The following is a 21148-nucleotide window of genomic DNA, read 5'->3' as shown; positions in this document are numbered from 1 at the left end:
ACCTCGGGTGATATACATCAGCCCAGCCGCCCGCGCAGTTCCTGCCGCGTGCGCACCCCGAGCTTCTTGTACACCCGCGTGAGGTGATACTCCACGGTCTTGGTGGACAGGGACAGCTCGCGGGCCACCGCCGCGTTCGTCGCCCCCTCGGCGACGAGCGCGGCGATCTGCTCTTCCTGGGGCGTCAGCCCGTGGGGGTTGGTGTGTTGCACCAGGCCGACTCCGCCGACCCGGCGTTCCGCGGCGCAGCGCTCGACCATGACGCTGGCACCCATCTGGGCGAAGATCTCCGCGGCGTGCGAGAGGATCTCGTCGGCGCGTTGCCGACGCCCGTGACGACGCAGCACCTTGCCGTACTCGAAGAGAATGCGCGACTGGTAGGCGGGCATGGGGGTGTCCAGGATGGCGTCGACAGCGTCCTCGAAGGTGCGCAGCCCGGCGCTGACATCGCCGCGCTGGATCTGAATTGTCGCGCGGGGCACGGCGTTTTTCGCCATCAACGACACCAGCCCGGAGGGGGAGTGGCGGGCTTCGGTGGCGGTGATGAGGTCATCGGCGGCGTCGATACGCCCGGCCCGGATGAGCGTCTGCGCGTAGACGTCTTCCCAGGGCCAGAACCCGGGATGTTGGGTGTCGGCCGCGGAGACAGTCCGGGCCAGCTGTGCCCCGGCGCGGAGCGCGGCGGTCAGGTCAGCGGAGTTCGCGGCGACGATCATCCGCCCCATCGCCGCGGGCAGCGACTGCAGCAGGAAGGCATCCGCGCTCAACGACAACCGCTGGAGGTAGTTGCGTGCCAGCAGGTCATCGCCCTGCATGGCGGCGATCTGCACACCCGACCACAGCAGCATCGGCTCCAGCAGTTCCATGCCGTGGGCCTCGCTGGCGGACAGGCCGCGCTCCACCACCCGCGCCGCGGTGGTCCATTCGCCCAGCACATAAAGGGTGCGCGAGAGCCACGCGTCCTGCCACACACCAGTGATCGGGGATTGCCCCGGCAGGTGCTGCAGGCGTTCGCGGGCGGTGAGCGGATCATCAAAACTCAGCGCCAGCCACCCGTGCACCATAGCCAGCCGCTGCTTATCCACCGCCGCCTCGGGCACCAGATCCAGTGCCGGCATCCGGCCGGATAAGGCGGTGTCGGCGAAGAGTTGGAGGATGCGGGCTTCGTCGATAAGCAATCCGGAGGTGGTGGCCTGCACGGCCGGCAGATCCCACTCCGCCAAGTGTAGAAGGGCGCTGCGCACGCGGTGATGCGGATCGGGGCCCGGGTCGGCGAGATACTCGTGAGCGCGGCGGCGCAACCCGCGGTTGAGCGCGAGGTAGCCGCGCAGACTGTCCTGCTCGGCCCGCTCGTAGTCGGGGGCGCACTCGTTGAGGTGGAGCTCGGCGGTGGGCAGTTCGCCGGCGGCCGCCAGCTCGCGGGCCAGCGCCAAATGGTCCCGCTTATCGACGCCTCGCCACAACTCCCCCTCCTCCATCACCGTCAGCAGCGCGTTGATCGCGCCGGGCCAGCCGCCGGTCTCGGCGTGGACCTGCGCCACCCGCGCCACCGGGATCCGCCGACCCGTCATCGCATGCAGGTAGCCGGCGGTTTCCGCCAGGGTGAGCGGCGGCAGGTGCAGAACCTCCGTGGACAGGTGATCCAGGCCGGGCCCATCCACCGTCGCGATCACGGACACCGTCGACTCCGGATGCCGTGCCGTCGAAATCAGCTGCTGCAGCGAACGCTGATCCGCATGCTGCAGATCATCAACCACCACCAGCGTGTCCGCCAGGGGAGTGGGCAACAACGCCGCCAGCGCCCCCGGCTCATCCCGATTCCACGGGAACAACGCCACCCGATGTTGATGCTGCGCACCCAGGCGGGCGAGGACCGCCTCCAGCGCCCCCTTCCGGTCCGCACCCTCCGGACCCTGGATGAGCAGCACCGACCCCGCGCCCGCCGCCGCCACATGTAGCGCGGCGCGGTGCAGCAGGCGGCGGTGGATGTGCCGCAGGTACTGGGAGGTCATGGTGGGTTAAAGGATACCGGTGAGTTGGAGCGGGGTGGCTTAGTCTCGTCGGCATGATGGACTAGCATGCGCAATAAACCCGCGGTCGAGGGGTAGCTCCACGACATTGTGCCCGCCCACCTGGACAGTGGGCTTCGCTTGCTGACGACCAGGCGTCCGCCCCGGCTTCTCGACGCCCCCGTGGCGTCACTTTTGGCATGGTGGTGGGTTAAGGACCACGCGAACAAAGGAGCACCCCGTGACCGATTACTCCCACCTCATTTCCTCCCAGCTTTATATCGACGGCTGGGTCGACGGCACCTCAGAGCGCGAGGCCACCACCGTCAACCCCTTCAATGATGAGCCCATCGCGACGATCCGCCAGGCGTCGCAGGCGGACGTCGATAAGGCTTATGACGTCGCGCAGCAGAAGCAGCCCGCCTGGGCGGAGCTGCCGCCGAAGCGGCGCGCGGCCGTGATGACCAAGGCCGCGGATTACATCAAGCAGAATTTCGACGCCGTCGTGGCGCTCATTCAGGCGGAGACGGGATCGACGATCGCGAAGGCACGTACCGAGGCCGGGCTGGCGATCGGATCCCTGCGCGAGGCGGCGCAGTTCCCGACCCGCATCACCGGCACCATCCTCCCGTCGAACACCCCGGGCAAGACGAATTATGTCTTCCGTGAGCCACTCGGTGTCGTCGGGGTGATCAGCCCGTGGAACTTCCCCTTCACGCTGTCGATGCGTTCGGTGGCACCGGCTCTGGCCTGCGGTAACGCGGTGGTGCTCAAGCCGGCCTCGGACACCCCCCTCGTTGGCGGCTTGCTGCTGGCCAGGATCTTCGAGGCCGCGGGCCTGCCGGAGGGCGTGCTGGGTGTCGTGGTCGGTGCGGGTTCCGAGATCGGCGATCACTTCGTCGAGAACGAGGTTCCCTCGGCCATCTCCTTCACCGGCTCCACCCCGGTCGGTCAGAACGTCGGCGTCAAGGCGATCGGCGGGAAACGGATAAAGAAGGTCTCCCTCGAACTCGGCGGCAACGCCCCGCTCGTCGTGCTTGACGACGCCGACCTCGACCAAGCCGTCGGCGGCGCCACCCTCGGCAAATTCCTCCACCAGGGCCAGATCTGCATGGCCGTCAACCGTATTATCGTGCAGGCTGAGGTGTACGACGACTTCGTCGGGAAGTTCACCGAGCGCGTGCGTGGGCTCAGCTACGGCGACCAGCTCGACCATTCCACCATCGTCGGCCCGCTCATCAACGACCAGCAGGTTGAGTCCGTCACCGCCAAGATCGACAAGGCCCGCGAGGAGGGCGCCCGCGAGCTGCTCGCCGGCCCGATCGAGGGCCGCGTCATCGCCCCGCACGTCTTCGCCGACGTCACCCCGGACATGGAGCTGTTCCGCGAGGAGATCTTCGGCCCCGTCGTGGGCATCATCAAGGCCGACAACGAAGAGCACGCCCTCGAGCTGGCCAACGACACCGAGTTCGGACTCTCCTCCGCCGTCTACACCCGCGACCTCGCCCGCGGCATGGCGTTCGCCCGCCGCGTCGAGGCCGGCATGACCCACGTCAACGACATCACCGTCAACGACGAGCCACACGTCATGTTCGGCGGCGAGAAGAACTCCGGCCTCGGCCGCTTCAACGGCGAGTGGGCCATCGAGGCCTTCACCACCGAGCACTGGGTCGGCGTCGCCCCCGGCAACGCCAAGTTCCCGTTCTAGGAGCTTATCGACGCTACCTTTAAGCCATGGACCTCACCTACGACCCCCATGGCAACTCCGCCTACCTCACCCTCGGCACCCCGGAAAAGCCCAGCCACCGTGTGGTAGGCGGTTTAACCCTCCAGGGCATGAACGGCGAGGTCATCTTCGACCTCGACCCCTACGGCCGCATCATCGGCATGAAGATCGACGGCGCGCGGGAACTGCTCCGTCCGGAGGTGTGGGAGGGGTAGGGTTCGACACTCCGTTCGTAATCCACCTCGCAGCGATGTGTGCTCTCCGTATAATCCCCGGTAGAACTCAGCGAATCTGCGAAAGGGCACGAAACGGTGCGGGGAGAAGTAAAGAGCGCCACCAAGATTTTCGACAGTGTGGAAAAGCGGCTCATCGTGCCGGTGTACCAGCGCAATTACGATTGGTCGAGGAAGCAGTGTGAACGTCTCTTTGACGATCTCGAGGATCTGATCACCCAGGGCCGACCCAAGCATTTCTTCGGTTCCATAGTGGGTAATCCTGAGACCTCCTTTCTGTGGATCGTCATCGACGGCCAGCAGCGGCTGACCACGTTGAGTCTGCTGATGTTGGCGTTGACCCGCTCACTGGATGCCGGCGTACTGGAGACCACTGATGAAGAACTCGCCGATCGAATTCGGCGCAGCTTCCTCCTCATCAGCGAGAGGTCGAGCGACCCGAAGTTCAAGTTAAAACCAGTGAAGAACGACGCCGATGCATATCGTCGGCTCTACCTTGACGAGAAGCACTTCATCGAGGACTCCAACCTCACTTCCAACTACCGCTATTTCATGGACCGGCTCGCGCGTACATCGCTGACCGGCGATGAAATATGGAATGCGATCGAACGCCTGGATCTCATGATCCTCGATCTTGAGGCGCACGACGATCCGCAACGGATTTTTGAGTCGCTCAACTCTACCGGGCTCGCACTCAGCGAAGCTGACAAGATCCGCAACCTTGTGCTCATGGGACTGGATTCTGCAACGCAGGAGTTTCTCTATGAGAACTATTGGAACACGATGGAGCGGAATGTCGGGTACCGCACGGACTGGTTCATCCGCTGGTACCTGACAATCCGTCTGTTTCGCACCCCGAATCAGAACGCTGTTTACGACGAGTTCAAGACACTTCTGGGCAAGAAAAAGGAGCCGGTTGCCGATACACTCCGCGAGTTGCACGACTACTCGGAGTTGTTCCGGGAGCTCGATCATCCGGAGACGGGTAACGCGAAGTTGGATCGAGTTCTCGGCCGCTTCAATCTCATCCGCGGTGACGTGCTAATACCGTTGCTCCTCCCGCTGTACAAGGAGGTCAAGCAGGGACTTATCAGCGAGGAAGAATTTGCGCGCATCATCCGGCTCCTGGAGACGCACACATTCCGTCGAACCATCTCTTCGGTGGGCGCGAATGCTCTCAATAAGATCTACGCGACCATGTACAACGAGGTGCGAAAGCTGCGGCGTGACGGTGACAGTACCTTCGACGTCATTGTCTACCTTCTCCGTAGAAGGGATGAAACTTCGGGCCGGATTCCTGACAATGATGAATTCAGTGAGGCTTTCACTACGAGGAACATGTTCCGGCTCAACAAAGCGACAACTCGCTATCTCTTTGATGTTCTGGAGAACGGCGATTCCAATGACACCAAGGACATTGCCTCAGCTCTGGAAAACCAGGTGGTCAGCATCGAGCACATCATGCCTCAAACTCTCAGCTCCCAATGGCGCGAGGAGTTGGGGGCTAGGGCCGAAGAGATTCACCGAACCTGGCTGAATCGTGTCGGCAATTTGACGGTCACTGGTTACAACTCGAGTTATTCCAATCTGCCGTTCCTGCAGAAGCGTGATCGAGAGAACGGACTGCGGGAGACTGCCTACCGCCTGAATAATGACGTTCGTGACCGCGAAATGTGGGACGAGGAAGCGATCCGGCAGCGCACCGACAAGCTGCTGGCGGACGCACTGAACTACTGGCGCTTCCCTGAAACGTCGTACGAGCCGGTTCGGGTGGCTCCCCCAACTGAGCCGATGGGCGATGACACAGACTTCACCGGCCGCACGGTGATGTCCTTCGAGTATGAAGATGTGAAGATCCCGGTGACCAGCTGGGCCGATCTTATGCCGCGACTCCTCCGCGTGCTTCTCGACGAGCATCGGAGTGAACTGATCAATTATGCGATGGCCGGCTCCGCTGCCCTCGTGATACTAGATCCCGACAATTCGGAGCCGCAGGGTGTTGTGCGAGTCGACAACGCCTTGGGCGTCTTCGTTGCAAGCTCAACCTGGTCGAAGATGAAGGAGTTGCGACGCATTTTCGATTTCCTGGGACTGGATACGGAAGAACTTGTGTTCACTCTGCGACGAACGAAATCTGACGAGGAGACGAACGAGACGGATTCCGGGTCGGAGTCACCCTTCGATGAGCTGGTTGTTTTCAAAGAACTAATCGACGATGAGTTTGCCCGTCCCGACATCTCCCCGGGGGACAGCGAGTCCCTTCGTATTCAGTTCGTGGAGGCGTTCCAAGTCTACCGTCCGGAGAATCCCGGCTCTGCGCTCGAAGGCAGCGACCTCCTGAGTTTGAAGACTGCCGACGGTGTCGCTGGGGCATCCAAGGAACAGATCTTGGCTGCAATTGCACTGACCATCGATACTCCGGCGTTCTATTCTCCGAATGCGCTGCATGATTCCATGGCTGCGGGTGAAGTCTCGCGTTGGCTGGAACACTTGGCGGAGGGAAGTATGGAGCAGAGGAGGCCCAAATGACAGATCGACTGACGGGAGAAATCAAAGTATGGAAGTACTATAAACTCTCCAGAGACCTTGCGGACGAGTATGACAGCCCGGTGACGGAGGAGAAGGCACGGGTTCGCTACTGGTCGACCATGTCGCAGATCCACGGCAAAAAGCTGGACTCATCCGGCGTCCCTGTGGATCCTCGACGAATCGATCCCGTCACGGGAAACAAGCGGCCCCCACTTGCGGCCATGGTGCAGCCAACTCGCGGCGCGCGTCAAACAACGGGTGTTCGCCGATAGCTTGATTCGCGGCGAACAGTACTCGTGTGGGCACGAGATCTCGATCTGTCTTGGGCTATGCAGCCTGCGTCATCATCTCCATCTGCTCGATTACCTGCTTAATTGCCTCCGGCTGCTTGTCCCGCGGATACCCGTTGAGGACGAGGATGCGTTTCACCGAAGACCTCAGTTTGGCGCGAACATCCTCTCGGACGGTCCAGTCGGTACGCACGTCGCGCCGCATGACTGCAACCAACTGTCGAGCGATCTCGGCGAGGACGCTCGGCCCCTGACCATTGAAGGCAGACTCATTTAGGACCACAGCATCGTAGAAGGCCAGCTCTTCACCGTTGAGCGGGGGATCAAACTGCTTTCCCCGGTTGGCTTCCTCCGCGACTTCCTTGGCCAGGGCCACCAGCTCGGCGATGACCTCCGCCGAGGTCAACTGTTGGTTGGTGTACTTGTTCATCAGCTCGGTGATCCGCTCGGAAAACGCCCGCTGCCGAATGACGTTGTTACGTGTTGACCGACGTGATTCCTCCGCGATCAACGCCCGCAGGGCCTCGATCGCCAGCTGGGGGTTGCGTGCCTGCTGTGTCTTGGCGATGAACTCCGGTGTCAGGTCATCCAGTGACGGGTTCGGCATGCCGGCTGCGGCGTAAATGTCCAGGACCTCGCCAGTGGCGTCTGTGGCGGAGGCGATGAGTTGTCCGAGCATGCGTTGGACGTCCTCGGGAACGGGCTCACCTCGGCTGGCGCGGTCCTGGGCGTCGTACTTGCCCATCCACACCCGAATTTCCTCATACACCTGGATCTCGGGGCGAAGCTCCTCCAACTGTCCGGACCCGGTGCACAGTGCCCAGGCGCGGGCGAGTTGTCCGGCGGTGTGCCGGTAGCGGACGGACAGCTTCTCTGATTCGTCCTCTGCGGTGGCATTGCCGGGGTTGGATGGATCGCGGAGGAAGTTCACTGCGCCGGTGACCGCATTGAGGAACGATTTGGGCCCTGGCTGGTTGAGGACAGCCCGCCAGTCGTAACCGATGAGCAGTTCCCGGATCCGGAAGACGAGGACCTTGACCAGGGCGGCAGCTTCCTCGATGTTCTTGCCGACAGGCTTGCGGGCCTGGTCCGTGTGGGAGTACTCGGCCAGGGCCCGGGCAAGGTTGTCCGCCAGCGGGGCATAGGCGACAAGGAGACCGTCGGTTTTCCCTCGGAAGGTGCGGTTGACGCGGGCAAGGGTCTGCATCAGCAGCGCACCCTTGAGCGGCCGGTCGAGGTAGAGGGTGTGTAGGGGAGGGGCGTCGAAGCCGGTGAGCATCATGTCCTTGACGATGACGAGCTCGAGTTCATCCTCCGGGTCTTTCAACCGTTCCTTGATGGTGTTGTTGGCTGACGGGCGGCGCACATGGTCCGAGACCGGGGGAGCGTCGGATGCGGAACCGGAGTAGACGACCTTGATCTTGCCTTTGTCGAGCTCGTCGGAATGCCAGTTGGGACGCAGGGTGGTGATCGCGGTGTAGATGTTGGCGCAGATCTCTCGGGTGGCCCCGACGATCAGGGCCTTGCCGAAAATGGGTGTCCCGTCGGGGTCAGCGATGAACGGTGCTACCGCGTCACGGCGCTGCTCCCAGTGGGTGACGAGATCCTTGGCGAGGGTAGCCAGTCGGTCGGGGGCGCCGTAGACGGCGTTGACCACGGCCACGGACTGCTCGATCTTGGCTTTGTCTTCGTCGGCCAGGCCGGCGGTGGCCTCAGCAGCCGCGGAATCCAGGTCATCGGTGGTGACGTCCGTGGCCAGTTGGACTTTGATCAGTCGAGGTTCGAAGTAGACGGGGACGGTGGCACCGTCTTCGACCGCGCGGGACAGGTCGTAGATGTCGATGTAGTCACCGAAGACTTCGCGGGTGTTGCGGTCCTCGAACGAGATTGGGGTGCCGGTAAAAGCGATGAGCGTGGCATGGGGCAGGGCATCGCGGAGGTGACGGGCGTAGCCGTCTAGGTCGTCGTAGTGGCTGCGGTGAGCCTCATCGACGATGACGATGATGTTCTTACGGTCGCTGAGCAGCGGGTGTTCGGTGCCGGAATCCTTTTCTTCTTTGGTCAGGCCGAACTTCTGCAGGGTGGTGAAGTAGATGCCGCCGGTGCCCCGCCCGGTCAGCTCCTCGCGCAGCTGTGCTCTAGTCGCAACCTGCTGCGGGGTGTCGGGAAGCAGCTGGGAGCGGGCAAAGCCCGAGTAGAGCTGCCCGTCGAGTTCGGTGCGGTCGGTGACCAGAACGATGGTGGGGTTTTTCAGCTCCGGTTGGCGCATGACAGCGGCGGTGTAGAGCTCCATTTCCATGGATTTGCCCGAGCCCTGCGTGTGCCACACTACGCCGGCCTTACCGTTGGTCCGCACAGCTTCAATCGTGGAACCCACAGCCTTGGTGACGGCGAAGTACTGGTGTGGCTTGGCGATCCGCTTGACCAGGCCGTCCGCGCCGGCGTCGAAGGCGGTGTAGGAGCGTAGGAGTTGGAGGAACCGGGTGGGGTTGTACAGGCCGTCGATGGCGGTTTCAATCGGCAGCACTGCCTGACCATTGCTGGTGCTACCAGCAGGGACGGGGTTGCCGTCATCGTCGACGTTCCAGGGAGAGAAGTGGTTGAGCGGGGTGAACGGGGTGCCGTACTTCGCGTCCAGGCCGTCGGAGGCGAAGGTGAACACGCAGAACCGGAACGCCATGGGAAACTCGCGCAGGTAGGTCTGCAGCTGGGCGTGGGCAGCAGCCACATCCGCAGTGTGGGCACCAGCCTTCTTCAGTTCCATGATGCTCACGGGCATGCCGTTGCAGTACAGCACCACGTCGAAGCGACGGCGGTAGTCACCGTGGACGAGGGTGACCTGGTTGACGGCGAGGAAGTCGTTGCCGTACTCCTCTGAGCCGATGATCCGCAGGGTGGGGTTGTGCTCGATGCCGTCGTCATCAAGGTAGGAGATGCGGTAGCCGTCGACGAACATCTTGTGGATGCGATGGTTCTCGGTGATCGCGTCTTGCGACGTTGGGGCGGCGATCTCAGCGCACGCCTGCTGGAGGTACTGATCTGGCACATCAGGGTTCAGCCGGCGCAGAGCAACCAGTAGGCGGGGGCGGATGAGCAACTCCGCCCAGGAGTCACGCTCCCCGGTACCCGGGGCGATGGCATCACCATGGGTGGGGAGCCAGCTGTGCTCCCCGAGCTGGTCGAGGACGAGGATTTCCCAGTCGGCCTCGGAGAAGCTGCTCTGCATGCCCTTCCTGCTTTCTTCTGTTAGGTCGTTGACTTAACTCTATCCAGCGCCGGCTGCTGCTCAGGCCATGAAGGAGCCCAGTCGACGCTAGATGCGGATCAGACTGCGTCCTCGACAACCTTTTCTGCGTCCTTCACCCGGAGCTTGCCCGACATCAACGGAGGCAGGAGGGCATCGCGGATCTCTGCGAGAGTGCGGTTTTCTTCGCGCAGGGTCCCCAAGAACGCGAGATTATCGTCTGCCCAACTGCCGAATTCCTGCAGTTTAGTTGCGTCGACCGGGGATATGGTGTGTCTGGCGAGATCCGCGGCTGATACTCGTTGTCTGCCGGAGGTGCCTATAAGGTTTTGGATTGCAAAATCACGAAAGCGCTCGCTGATCGCCATGAAGTAAGACACTCCGAGTGGAAGATTGTTCTTTGACCTCATGACGATGAATTCGGTTGATCCAATGCCGACCTCCCCGTCACCCAAGAAATCGACAAAAGCGGTCTTACGGTTCTCGAGGCAGGGGGTGATCCTGGCGATGAGAGTGTCGCCGTTCTTAAATCGAGCTCCACCTTTTCGGGAACCGGTGGTCCACTCCTCCACCAGTGGGGTGGCTGTGGGGAGATCTTTCATAGCGATGATGGTCGGGTTCTCGGACGAAACGGTTCTGCGAGGGTTAAAATCGAACAGACTATCCAACGAGATGCCCTCCCCGGCTGGTTCGACATCTAGTCCTAAGCCGGAGAAATGGGCCGCTCCTAGATCTTCTACACTGCGACCCAATTTGATGTTGGTTGCGATCTTGTCGTCGAGAGCCCCGAGAACTTCTGCGATGGCCTGCTGTTCTTTGAGGGGGGGAGTGGGGTATTGGAACTGACGAATAGTTTTTCCACTCAAATTTTGCTGAGCAGCTCCTGTAGCCTGCGAAATAATGAAATCTCTATCATTTAACAGTGCATAAAATAACCACCGGTGGTCACAAACGGCTGGATCCGCAATTAATGCACAGGAAGCTTGGTTACAGGTTGCTTCTTCAGTGAGCATGCCGAGCATTCCGACCGTAGCGCCGTACATAGCCATAAGCACTGTGTTTGCAGGGAGCAGCTTTGCAGAGGATTCTCGAAGTCCCGCTTCCGATATATACTCGCTGTATTGGTGAATATAAGCATCGTTTAGATCTGCTGTTTTAATCCACGGTATTGTGCCAGGCTCATAGTAGTTAGGGTTTGAGCGCTTTGGAGTGCCCCCGCTGGTAATTCGGAGACAGAGGTCTTCAACAGTGCGTAGGTTCCAATTACGGGGAAACATCAGTGAATCTTCCTTAATTGCTCACGCACCACGGCAGCCAGCCGCTCGGATTCTTTGAACTGCTCAAAGAGTTCCTTCTTCAGACGAGAGATCTTCTCTTCAATCGGTTCGCCATCGTCCTCGACGTCGGTTACACCCACGTAGCGCCCGGGTGTCAAGGCGTAGTCAGCGTCCCTGATTTCTTCCAGGGTGGCTGAGTAGCAGAAACCGGCTTCATCCTCGTAGGTCTTACTCTCGGCGGATGGGGTGCCGCGCCATGCGTGGAAGGTGTCGGCGATCTTGGCGATGTCCTCGGTGGTGAGCTCTCGTTCCGCGCGGTCGATCATTGTGCCGAGGTTGCGGGCGTCAATGAAAAGGACCTGGTCAGTGCGGTCGTTGGAACCTTGCTCACCAGTGGTTTTGTCCTTGGCGAAGAACCAGACGCACACCGGGATGCCGGTGGATCTGAACAGCTGGGTGGGAAGTGCCACCATGCAGGAGACAAGGTTGGCTTCCACCAGCTCGGCACGGATCTTGCCTTCGCCACCGGTGTTGGAGGACATGGATCCGTTGGCCATGACCACGCCGGCGGAGCCGCCGGGGGCCAGCTTGGAGATGATGTGCTGGATCCAGGCGTAGTTGGCGTTGTTCTTCGGGGGCACACCGTAGCGCCAGCGGGGGTCTTCCTCGTTGCGTGCCCAGTCCTTGATGTTGAACGGGGGGTTGGCCAGGGTGTAGTCGGCCTGCATGTCCGCGTGCTGGTCTCGGGCGAAGGTGTCTCCCCAGCGGGGAGCGAGGTTGCCGTTGAGTCCGTGGATGGCCAGGTTCATCTTGGCCATCCGCCAGGTGCGTTCATTGAGTTCCTGGCCGTAGACCGAGATAGCGGTGCGGTCCTCGTTGTGGGCATCGAGGAACTTCTCCGTCTGGACGAACATGCCGCCCGAACCACAGCAGGGGTCGTAGACCCGTCCGCTGGTCGGCTCCAGAACCTCAACGAGAACCCGGACAACATCGGCCGGGGTGTAGAACTCGCCGCCGCGCTTGCCCTCCGCGCGAGCGAACTTCTCCAGGAAGTACTCGTAGACCTCACCGAGGAGATCTCGAGCACGGGCGGGGCCCTGTCCGGTGAAGCGGGTGGTGTTGAACAGATCAATCAGCCCGCCGAGGCGGCGCTGGTCGACGTTGTCGCGGTTGAAGATGCGCGGCAATGTGCCGGCGAGGGTGGGGTTGTGGTCCATGACCAGGTTCATGGCGGTGTCGACCAGCTCACCGATGCTCTTCGGCGCCTGACCGTTCATGGCCGGGAGTCCCTTGGCGTTGTTGGCCAGGTACTCCCAGCGGGCTTCTGCTGAAACCCAGAACACGCCGTGGCCGGTGTATTCGTCGACATCGTCAATGAGCATGTCGATCTGCTCTTCCGTCATGCCGTTCGCTGCGAGTTCCTTGCGGATTTGGGCTCGACGTTCGGTGAAAGCGTCAGAGACGTACTTGAGGAACACCAGGCCAAGGATGACGTCCTTGTACTGGGAGGCGTCCATCGAGCCGCGGAGCCTATCGGCGGCCTTCCAGAGAGTGTCCTTCAGTTCCTTCATGGTCGAGGGCAGAGCCTCGCCCGTGGTCTTCGGGGTCAAAGTCTTTTCCTTATATTGAGGTGGTTTATGTAGCTTAAGGGCAGGTACCGACATGGCTGCCGACACCCTGCGCTTTGGTCGAACGCCCGTGTGTGAGCCGGGCGCTGCGGTGTGCGGCGGATCTAGGTGGTGTCGCCGCCATAGCGGACCAGATTCATCGCTGCATCCACTGCCGTGTTGACCTGCTGAGAAAGCGTCTCAGCTGCGGCTTGGAGAGCTGCCAACCTGTGCAGTGAGTCAGCAATCTCGGTCTGACGTGTGCTGTCGAGGTTCGGGATCTCGATCTGTCGGAAGTCTCGGCGCTGGATCGTTGTTCCGAGGTCGGCTGCCTCATTGAACGAGGCGTTGATGCAGGCAGCCAAGTAGTGGGGGTCAAGCTCGGGTTCGGTAATTCGTAGGATCGTTACATTGTCGGAAACAACCCAGCGGGAACCGTCAGCATGGAAGACCCAGGCGGGCACTCCGGCCAGGTCCGGAACAAGGATGTCCCGGTCCTCCAACCACAAGGAGTCCTTCGGCACCTGGACTTCCTCGATGTTGCGGTGCTGAGCCCGGGCATGCGCGAGGCTGGCGGGAACACCCGTGTCAGGAGTCTCGCTCTTGGAGGGCCTGTAGGTGCCGCGGAGACGAGTGATGAGACCGGCCTCGATGAGCTGCTGAAGACTTGCCGTGCGCGTGGAGTTAGGTAGCGATTCGAAAAGCCCCTCACGGACCTGCACCATGCCTTGGAGAGATCCCAGGGTCGCGATCATGTCGGACACTGACTGGTGGAGGTTGTCCCGGACTTCCTGCTGGTCGGGTACTTCGCGCAGCAGCTGGGCTGGAAGCAACGTGCCTTCGTTCGTGATCAATTCGGCGAGGGTGAGCTGCTTACTGGGGATCGAAGTGTCGCGACCTGACCGCATGTCCGCCAGCCACTCTCCGACTTGGGTTTCGGGGAAGGTTGCGTTGCTGGCGTCGGCGATCAACACCGTGGTGTCTGGTGTCGACTCCGGGGCCCGCAAAACCCACAGCACGGTGGGGATAACGGAGTAGGACAGCAACCTCGGAGGCATTTGGATCACCGCTTCCACAACGCCATGGGCTACGAATGTCTGCCGTAGTTGAACCGACTGACGTCGGTAGGCAGATGCTGTCGGGGTCAGAACATACGCGTGCCCACCGGGGGCAAGGTGAGTCAATGCGTAGAGGAGGAAGGCGTCCTCGCTGTAAAAGCTGCCAGACACATCAATACCTGCTCTCGCCAACAGATCCTGCTGGATGGATCGATCCACCCTCATGGCAAAGGGGGGTTCCATCACGATGCTGGTGGCCTGCAGGTGTTCGTGGGGATCTTGTGCCAGAGAGTCCGCCCGGGTGAACGAAGCAGGGACATCAGCGAGGTAAGCGTGGAGCTCCGCGATGGCTACTGCCCAGGGGTTGATGTCACTGCCAGTAATGGTCAGCCTCTCGGCCTCCCGACTCAGCGCGAGAAGGGTCCCTCCGATGCCGCACGCTGGGTCGAACAGAGTATCTCCGTCAGCAAGGGTGGTATTCGCGGCGTTGACGAGGAGGGTGGATGAGGTCGATTTCGAGGTGCCGAATTCGCTGTCCTTGCCTCGGCCGCCGAGACCGAGAAAGGCATCAATGATCAGCTGGGCAGCGTGCCCGTAATCCTCGATTCTCAGATTGTCGATACCGAGCGTCAGACTCGAGACATGCTCATCAGAGAAGGTGTCCCTGATACGGTCGGCAATGTGCAGATCGTGAACGAGCGGTGTTCCCGTAGGGGAGGGAACGTCCTCCAGAATCTGCGCCAGCTCATCCCCGCTGGTTGCAGCGACGACGGACTGCCAGGTCGTCGAGTTCGTGCCGGTGGTGGCTTGCTTACGCAGGGCTAGCAGGTAGAGGAAGACCGGGGAGATCTCGGTAGGGGGGAGAACACCTCGCAGGGTATTTGCAAGAGCCAAGAGCTGAACCTGGGTCTGCTTCTTGGCTGCCCCCTCCGGGAGGAGATCCTTGGATTCCAGCCAGACGATCACCTCGTCGAAGTCAAACAAAGGGCGACGGGCATTGGAGTCCGCAGTGGAAGAGGGGAAGTCTTCGTGCCGAGCTCGCCAGTTGCTCACGGCGGCGCGGGTGACGTCTGCCAGCGCGGCGATGTCCTTGATAGCCAGGCGGCCAGCGGGGGCGGTCATTTAATGAACCTTTCGGGGAACGGGGAGAGAGTCGACTGTGGAAGTGGAGGGGGCCGTGGTGGTGATCACCGCGGCGGCGGCGAACGCGAGTCGCTTGGCGAGGCGGGTCTGATGGGCGTACACGGTGGTGTGGAGGCCCTGGCCGGCCAGCCAAGACACCTTCTCGGCGAAGATTCGGTCTCCGGAGACAAGGAGCATTTCGGTGAACCTGGTAGCGAGGTCCTCCTCCATGACCCCCAGGAGCTGGAGGTCTGCACCGTTGTCTCCGTATCCGGGAAGGACTCGGTGGGAGGGCCATCCGGCATATACGTTGGTCACCGTGGTGACGTCTGCGGCCAGGACGACAATGTCGCCATCCTTGGGCTTAATCCAGTTGTCAATCATTCGTCGGCACCAACGGGCCTGGGCAGGGGTCTGGACAGGTCCTCCGTTGAAGTTCTCAACATCGATGAGGACGAGGCGTCGTACGTACATGGTGTTTCCTTCTATCTTTTTTGTGTTTGTTCGTTTGAACTGATTTAGAGATTAGCCTATGTACACAGGTTGTGTCAACCCTACCTATGTACACAGTCTGTGTGACTGGATATTAGGCCAGGTCGGACGGGGGGAATGGGCGATTGGTAGGCAATGAACACAGGTGCACGGTAGACCACTTAGAGCTTCCCAAGGCGCTGTGTTTATCGGTCTGTCATGGCCAAGCGGGGTGTGTCGATGGGTCGGCAGCCGCGGGGAAATGTGGCGAGTGTCAGACGAGAGGGGCCTGGGCTCTCCTCGCTCTAGGGATGTTCCTCATCGTCAAGGTCGGAAACGAGATCGGCGAAGATGGAGTCCGATTCAGGGTAGGCAAGCTGGGGGCCGTGCCTGGGCGCATGAGCTGCCGGGGACGCATGCCCTGGCTTTTCTGGGGATGTTTAAGGCGCATTTTGGGTTATCCATGGGATTAGTCCCATCTGTCGCCGCCCCATGTACTGGGCGTCCGTGCGAGGGTATCGTCAGTCGAAAAGATCGCTTGTCAGGGAAGGTGGGCAAAGTGTCGGACCTGGACGATTGGGGCAGCCGGGAAACGGAACGGCTGGTGCAGATTCCTGGATTGGTCGAGTCCGTTCGGCAGGCCCGTGAGGAAGGCCCTGCGGCCGGATCGGAGGAGTTGGAGTGGTGAGTAAAACGCAGACCCTGGACGTGGAGATCCGCCAGGAAGGCGATTGGTGGATCGCTGATATTCCCACACTCCAACAGACAACACAGGCCCGCACGCTTGCCGAACTCGAGGACGCAGTTAGTGAGGTCGCATGCCTCACCACCGGGCACCCTCCGGAGACCTTCAACATCCGCACTTAACAACACCGCCGCCTCCCCGGAAACGAGGAGGCGGCGGCGTCGATAAGCGGCGGTTTAGCCGAAGAACTCGACCAGGGCCTGGGTGACCTGCTCGGGCACCTCGATGGTCGGCACATGTGCGCCGGGGGAGACCTCGACGAAGGTCGCCTCGCCGGTAACACCCTCGGCGATGGCCTTCAGCGCGGAAGGGGGAGTGGACTGATCGTCCGAGGCCGCCAGGACGAGGACCGGGACGGTGATCTCGGCAAGGCGCTCGCGAATGTCCCAGTGGGCCAACGCGTCGGAGGCGGAGGCGTAACCGGAACCGCGGGTGGATACCACCATGCGGCGGTAGCGGGCAGTGGTCGCGGGGTGGGCGGCCTGGAAGTCCTTGGTCAGCCAGAAATCGATAACCCCGTCGGCCATGGGTTCCAAGCCTTCCGCACGGGTGAGTTCGGCGCGCGGGTTCCACTTCTCCGGACCCCCGAAGTAGGCGGCGGTGCACAGGAAACCAGCGCGGGTCACACGCGGGGATGTTAGCGCCATGTACTGGGCGATGGCACCGCCCAGGGACAGGCCGACAACCTGGAACTTATCGACGCCGAGCTGGTCCAGCGTGCTCAGCACATCCTCGGCCAGGTGGTCGAAGGTGGTGTCACCAGGCGCGACATCCGGGTCGGGGGACTGGCCGTGGCCGCGGTGGTCGAGGGCGATGACACGACGGGTCTTGGACAGCTCGTCGAGCTGCGGGAGCCACATGTCGGTGGTGGAGGCGATGGAGCCGAGGAAGACGACCGGCTCGGCATCGGACTCGGGGCCGTAGGAAACGGAGTGCAGGATCATGGTTTAAGCCTCCACCTTCTCGATGACCGCCGCAAGGCCCTGGCCGCCGCCGATGCACATGGTGACCAGAGCGGTCTTGGCATCGGTGCGGGCCAGCTGGTGGGAAGCGGTGACGAGCATGCGGGCGCCGGTCGCGCCGACCGGGTGGCCCAGCGAAATGCCGGAGCCCAGCGGGTTGAGGCGGGAGTCGTCGGCGGCGATGCCCCACTCGGAGAGCACGGACAGTGCCTGGGCGGCGAAGGCCTCGTTGAGCTCGATGAGGTCCATGTCCTCCAGGGTCAGGCCAAGGCGGTCGAGGACCTTCTTGGTGGCCGGGACCGGGCCGATACCCATGGTCTCCGGGGCGACACCGGCCACGGCCCAGCCGCGCAGCACGACGGACGGGGTCAAGCCCAGCTCCTCGGCCTTCGCGCGGGTGGTGACGATCATCGCGGCGGCACCGTCGTTCTGGCCGGAGGCGTTGCCTGCGGTGACGGTGGCGTCGGCGTCCTGGCGGCCCATGATCGGGCGCAGCTTGGCCAGCTTCTCCAGGGTGGAATCCGGGCGCGGGTGCTCATCCTTGTCAATGACCAGCGGGTCACCCTTGCGCTGCGGGACCTCAACCGGCACGATCTCCTCGGCGAAGATGCCGCCTTCCTGCGCGGCGACGGCACGGCGGTGGGATTCCACGGCCATCTCATCCTGGGCCTCGCGGGCGATGGAGTACTCCTCACGGAGGTTCTCGGCCGTCTCAATCATGCCGCCCGGGATCGGGTGGTTCTTGCCGCCGGCGGTCTCACGGGCCTCGGCGAGGCGGTCGCGGAAGACCATGTTGCCGCCCTTCTTGCCCCAGCGGACGTCGGCGTCGACGGTGTACTCGGTGCGCGACATGGACTCGGCGCCACCAGCGATGATGACATCAGCAGCACCGGCGGCGACGTGCGCGGCGGCGGTGACCACGGCCTGCAGGCCGGAACCACAACGACGGTCCAGCTGCATGCCCGGGACGGTCTCGCCGAGGCCGGCGTCCAGTGCCACGACGCGGCCCAGTGCCGGGGCGGCGCCGTTGGGGGAGGCCTGGCCGAGGATGAGGTCATCGACGTCTTCTGCCTTCAGGCCAGAGCGCTCCATGACGGCCTTGACCACGGTGGCGGCCAGCTGCTGGACGGGCACGCCGACGAACTGTCCGCCATAAGCGCCGACGGCGGTACGCAGCGGGGTGCAGATGACGATGTCAGTGGGGTTAGTCATAAGGGGTAGTCCTTCCTAGAAAAGTTCCGTGGCCGCCAGGTCGGCGGTGATCAGTTCAGCGGTATCAATAAGTGCCGGGAGGAAACGGTTGTGCAGCTCCTCCAGGTCATGGACGGCGGTCTGCGTCGAGACGTTGACCGCCGCCACCACCTTCCCAGCAGGGGAGTGCACCGGTGCTGCCAAGGACCGCAATCCGGGCTCCAGCTCCTGGTCCACGATGGAAAAGCCCTGCTCCCGGGTGCGGGAGAGCTCGGTGTAGAGGGCGGCGGCGTCGGTAAGCGTGGACGGAGTGAAAGCCTCAAACTCCACCGTATCCAGGTATCGCTCCAGCTCATCGGCGGGCAAGCCTGCCAGGATGACGCGGCCCATGGACGTGGCGTACGCGGGGAAGCGGGTGCCGATGGTGATGGAGACGGTCATGATGCGACGCACCGGGACGCGGTTGACATAGACGACCTCATGTCCGTCGAGCACCGACAGGGAGGAGGATTCACCGATGTGGCGGGAGAGCTCCTCCAGGCGCGGCTGCGCAATCGCGGGCAGCCCCAGGCCTGACATGTAGCTGTAACCGAGTTCCAGGACCCGGGGGGTGAGCCAGAATTCAGTGCCGTCGGTGGAGGCATAACCGACGGTGACCAGTGTGTGCAGGAAACGCCGGGCGGTAGCGCGGGCCAGTCCGGTGGCCTCAGCGACCTGGGCGAGCGTCTGGCGGGGGCGATCAGCGTTGAACGTGCGGATCACCGCCAGACCGCGGACGAGCGACTGGACATTCGGTGTCTCAGGGCTGGCCATGGTCGGCTCCTTTCTCCTCGGGAGGTTCACAATGTGAACCCTTGTGCATTATCTGAACACCAGTGTACAGTCTGAGCCATGCTTGACAAGACCCTCCCCTCAGTTGATGCGGCCGTCGCCGACATCCCCGACAGCGTGACCATCGCCGTCGGCGGATTCGGACTGGTCGGCATCCCCGCCCGACTCATCGATGCCCTCCGCGAGCAGGGCGCCACCGACCTCACCATCGTGTCCAACAACCTCGGCACCGACGGCTTCGGCCTCGGCCTGCTGCTGGCGGACAAGCGCATCTCCAAGTCCATCGGCTCCTACCTCGGATCCAACAAGGAATACGCCCGCCAGTACCTCGCCGGTGAGCTCACCGTCGAATTCACCCCGCAGGGCACCCTCGCCGAGCGCATGCGCGCCGGCGGCGCCGGCATCCCCGCCTTCTACACCACCGCCGGTGTGGGCACCCAGGTCGCCGAAGGTGGCCTCCCGCAGCGCTACAACGAAGACGGCACCGTCGCCGTGACCTCCAAGCCCAAGGAAACCCGCGAGTTTGGCGGCCAGCTCTACGTCCTCGAGGAATCCATCCGCGCGGACTTCGCCCTGGTCCACGCCGCCAAGGGTGACCGCTACGGCAACCTGGTCTTCAACAAGACCGCCATGAACTTCAACCCCGACGCCGCCATGAGCGGCAAGGTCACCATCGCCCAGGTGGAAGAGCTTGTCGACGTCATCGACCCCGAAGACGTCGACCTCCCCGGCATCTTCGTCGACCGCGTCGTCGAGGTCGGCAAGCAGGAGACCGGTATCGAGAACAGGACGGTGACCCAGTAATGACCTGGAACAAGGAACAGATGGCCGCCCGCGTCGCGGAAGAGCTCGAGAACGGCCAGTACGTCAACCTCGGCATCGGCATGCCGACCCTCATCCCCGGCTACCTGCCCGCAGGCCTCGAGGTCGTCCTCCACTCCGAGAACGGCATCCTCGGTGTCGGCCCGTACCCCACCGAGGACGAGCTCGACCCCGAGCTCATCAACGCCGGCAAGGAGACCATCACCATCACCGAGGGTGGCTCCTACTTCTCCTCCTCCGACTCCTTCGCCATGATCCGCTCCCGCGCCGTCGACGTCGCCGTCCTCGGCGCCATGGAGGTCTCCCAGTTCGGCGACCTGGCCAACTGGATGATCCCCGGCAAAATGGTCAAGGGCATGGGCGGCGCCATGGACCTCGTCCACGGCGCCCAGCAGATCATCGTCATGATGGACCACACCACCAAGAAGGGCGACTCCAAGGTCCTGCCCGCGTGTGTTCTGCCGCTGACCGGCGCGAAGTGCGTCGACATGATCGTCACCAACTACGCCGTATTCACCGTCGACGCGGTCGAGGGCCTCACTCTGGTGCAGTGCGCCGAGGGCGAGACCGTCGAGTCCGTCCGCGAGGTCACTGAGGCACCTTTCAAGGTCGCCGAGGGCCTCTAGGTCTGGTGAGATTTTCCGGGCCCGGAGCGATTTCGCTTTCCGCGACCTGGGGTTTTAGCCCCGCCTGTGCGGCCCGGCCCTGAAAACCTTACAAAGCGCCCGTTTCCCCGCCCCCGGGGGAGGCGGGCGCTTTTGAGGCGGCGGGCGTCGATAAGCATCGCCCCGTGGCAACCGCTCCTGGCTTGACCCGCCGACTACAGTGGTGGGGAACCTGTTCGAAGTCCGCGTAGAGCAAAGCGAGATAGATAACCCTCATGGCACGCATGCAAGAAAGCGCCGACCTGCTCAAGTGCTCCTTCTGCGGAAAGAGCCAGAAGCAGGTGAAGAAGCTCATCGCTGGCGGCGGTGTGTACATCTGCGACGAGTGCATCGAGCTGTGCAACGAGATCATCGAGGAGGAGCTCG

17 protein-coding genes are annotated in these 21148 nt (G+C 62.5%); 8 read left to right on the top strand and 9 right to left on the bottom strand.

Going from position 1 to position 21148, the window contains the following annotated elements:
- Positions 1 to 17: 17 nt before the first annotated feature.
- On the bottom strand, positions 18 to 2012 hold the full coding sequence (locus tag Q4G50_RS08190) for a helix-turn-helix transcriptional regulator (RefSeq protein ID WP_303377164.1): 1995 nt from the start codon (positions 2010 to 2012) through the stop codon (positions 18 to 20).
- Positions 2013 to 2250: 238 nt separating this feature from the next.
- On the opposite strand from Q4G50_RS08190, the gene Q4G50_RS08185 reads away from it, so the two are divergent.
- The 4 genes from Q4G50_RS08185 to Q4G50_RS08170 all read left to right on the top strand — a co-directional run bounded on the left by Q4G50_RS08185 (position 2251) and on the right by Q4G50_RS08170 (position 6769).
- Positions 2251 to 3717, top strand: coding sequence for an aldehyde dehydrogenase family protein (locus tag Q4G50_RS08185; RefSeq protein ID WP_303377163.1), 1467 nt, complete (start codon positions 2251 to 2253; stop codon positions 3715 to 3717).
- A gap of 26 nt (positions 3718 to 3743) precedes the next feature.
- Complete coding sequence (locus Q4G50_RS08180) at positions 3744 to 3950, top strand: DUF2283 domain-containing protein (protein ID WP_303377162.1); 207 nt, start codon at positions 3744 to 3746, stop codon at positions 3948 to 3950.
- 96 nt (positions 3951 to 4046) lie between these two features.
- Positions 4047 to 6497 carry a DUF262 domain-containing protein gene (locus Q4G50_RS08175; protein ID WP_303377161.1) on the top strand — a complete coding sequence of 817 codons (2451 nt, stop codon included), beginning with the start codon at positions 4047 to 4049 and terminating at the stop codon, positions 6495 to 6497.
- Positions 6494 to 6769 carry a hypothetical protein gene (locus Q4G50_RS08170; protein ID WP_303377160.1) on the top strand — a complete coding sequence of 92 codons (276 nt, stop codon included), beginning with the start codon at positions 6494 to 6496 and terminating at the stop codon, positions 6767 to 6769. The genes Q4G50_RS08175 and Q4G50_RS08170 overlap by 4 nt, the downstream gene beginning before the upstream one ends.
- Positions 6770 to 6824: 55 nt before the next feature.
- Here Q4G50_RS08170 and Q4G50_RS08165 read toward each other — a convergent pair whose 3' ends face one another.
- The 5 genes from Q4G50_RS08165 to Q4G50_RS08145 form a co-directional block, all read right to left on the bottom strand.
- Positions 6825 to 10013, bottom strand: coding sequence for a type I restriction endonuclease subunit R (locus tag Q4G50_RS08165; RefSeq protein ID WP_303377159.1), 3189 nt, complete (start codon positions 10011 to 10013; stop codon positions 6825 to 6827).
- Between the two features lie 98 nt (positions 10014 to 10111).
- Positions 10112 to 11308: a restriction endonuclease subunit S gene (locus tag Q4G50_RS08160; RefSeq protein WP_303377158.1), complete on the bottom strand. Its 1197-nt coding sequence runs from the start codon at positions 11306 to 11308 to the stop codon at positions 10112 to 10114.
- Positions 11308 to 12879: a class I SAM-dependent DNA methyltransferase gene (locus tag Q4G50_RS08155; RefSeq protein WP_303377193.1), complete on the bottom strand. Its 1572-nt coding sequence runs from the start codon at positions 12877 to 12879 to the stop codon at positions 11308 to 11310. The genes Q4G50_RS08160 and Q4G50_RS08155 overlap by 1 nt, the downstream gene beginning before the upstream one ends.
- A gap of 161 nt (positions 12880 to 13040) precedes the next feature.
- Complete coding sequence (locus Q4G50_RS08150) at positions 13041 to 15095, bottom strand: N-6 DNA methylase (protein WP_303377157.1); 2055 nt, start codon at positions 15093 to 15095, stop codon at positions 13041 to 13043.
- A complete protein-coding gene (locus tag Q4G50_RS08145; protein WP_303377156.1) occupies positions 15096 to 15569 on the bottom strand; it encodes an NYN domain-containing protein in 474 nt (157 codons plus the stop codon).
- Positions 15570 to 16250: 681 nt separating this feature from the next.
- Between Q4G50_RS08145 and Q4G50_RS08140 the strand changes: the two genes are divergently transcribed.
- A complete protein-coding gene (locus Q4G50_RS08140) occupies positions 16251 to 16433 on the top strand; it encodes a hypothetical protein (protein WP_303377155.1) in 183 nt (60 codons plus the stop codon).
- A gap of 54 nt (positions 16434 to 16487) precedes the next feature.
- Here the strand turns inward: Q4G50_RS08140 and Q4G50_RS08135 are convergent, their stop codons facing one another.
- Genes Q4G50_RS08135 through Q4G50_RS08125 form a run of 3 tightly spaced genes read right to left on the bottom strand, consistent with a single transcriptional unit; the run spans position 16488 to position 19277 of the window.
- Positions 16488 to 17255 (bottom strand): alpha/beta fold hydrolase, encoded by a 768-nt coding sequence (locus Q4G50_RS08135; protein WP_303377154.1) that lies wholly within the window; start codon positions 17253 to 17255, stop codon positions 16488 to 16490.
- A gap of 3 nt (positions 17256 to 17258) precedes the next feature.
- Positions 17259 to 18485 carry an acetyl-CoA C-acetyltransferase gene (locus Q4G50_RS08130; protein WP_303377153.1) on the bottom strand — a complete coding sequence of 409 codons (1227 nt, stop codon included), beginning with the start codon at positions 18483 to 18485 and terminating at the stop codon, positions 17259 to 17261.
- A gap of 15 nt (positions 18486 to 18500) precedes the next feature.
- Positions 18501 to 19277 (bottom strand): IclR family transcriptional regulator C-terminal domain-containing protein, encoded by a 777-nt coding sequence (locus Q4G50_RS08125; protein ID WP_303377152.1) that lies wholly within the window; start codon positions 19275 to 19277, stop codon positions 18501 to 18503.
- A 78-nt stretch (positions 19278 to 19355) separates the two neighbouring features.
- On the opposite strand from Q4G50_RS08125, the gene Q4G50_RS08120 reads away from it, so the two are divergent.
- From Q4G50_RS08120 to Q4G50_RS08110, 3 genes are all read left to right on the top strand, one after another.
- The gene (locus tag Q4G50_RS08120; RefSeq protein ID WP_303377151.1) at positions 19356 to 20099 is read left to right on the top strand and encodes a CoA transferase subunit A; all 744 of its coding nucleotides are present in this window, start codon (positions 19356 to 19358) and stop codon (positions 20097 to 20099) included.
- Positions 20099 to 20743: a 3-oxoacid CoA-transferase subunit B gene (locus Q4G50_RS08115; protein WP_303377150.1), complete on the top strand. Its 645-nt coding sequence runs from the start codon at positions 20099 to 20101 to the stop codon at positions 20741 to 20743. Before Q4G50_RS08120 ends, Q4G50_RS08115 begins: the two co-directional genes overlap by 1 nt.
- 254 nt (positions 20744 to 20997) lie before the next feature.
- A partial coding sequence (locus Q4G50_RS08110) for a ClpX C4-type zinc finger protein (protein WP_303377192.1) occupies positions 20998 to 21148 on the top strand: 151 nt, incomplete at its 3' end.

This window comes from Corynebacterium sp. (genome assembly GCF_030538285.1).
Taxonomy (GTDB): domain Bacteria; phylum Actinomycetota; class Actinomycetes; order Mycobacteriales; family Mycobacteriaceae; genus Corynebacterium.
The sequence above is the reverse complement of the archived record's forward strand: the minus strand, read 5'-3'. Positions and strand labels throughout refer to the sequence as shown.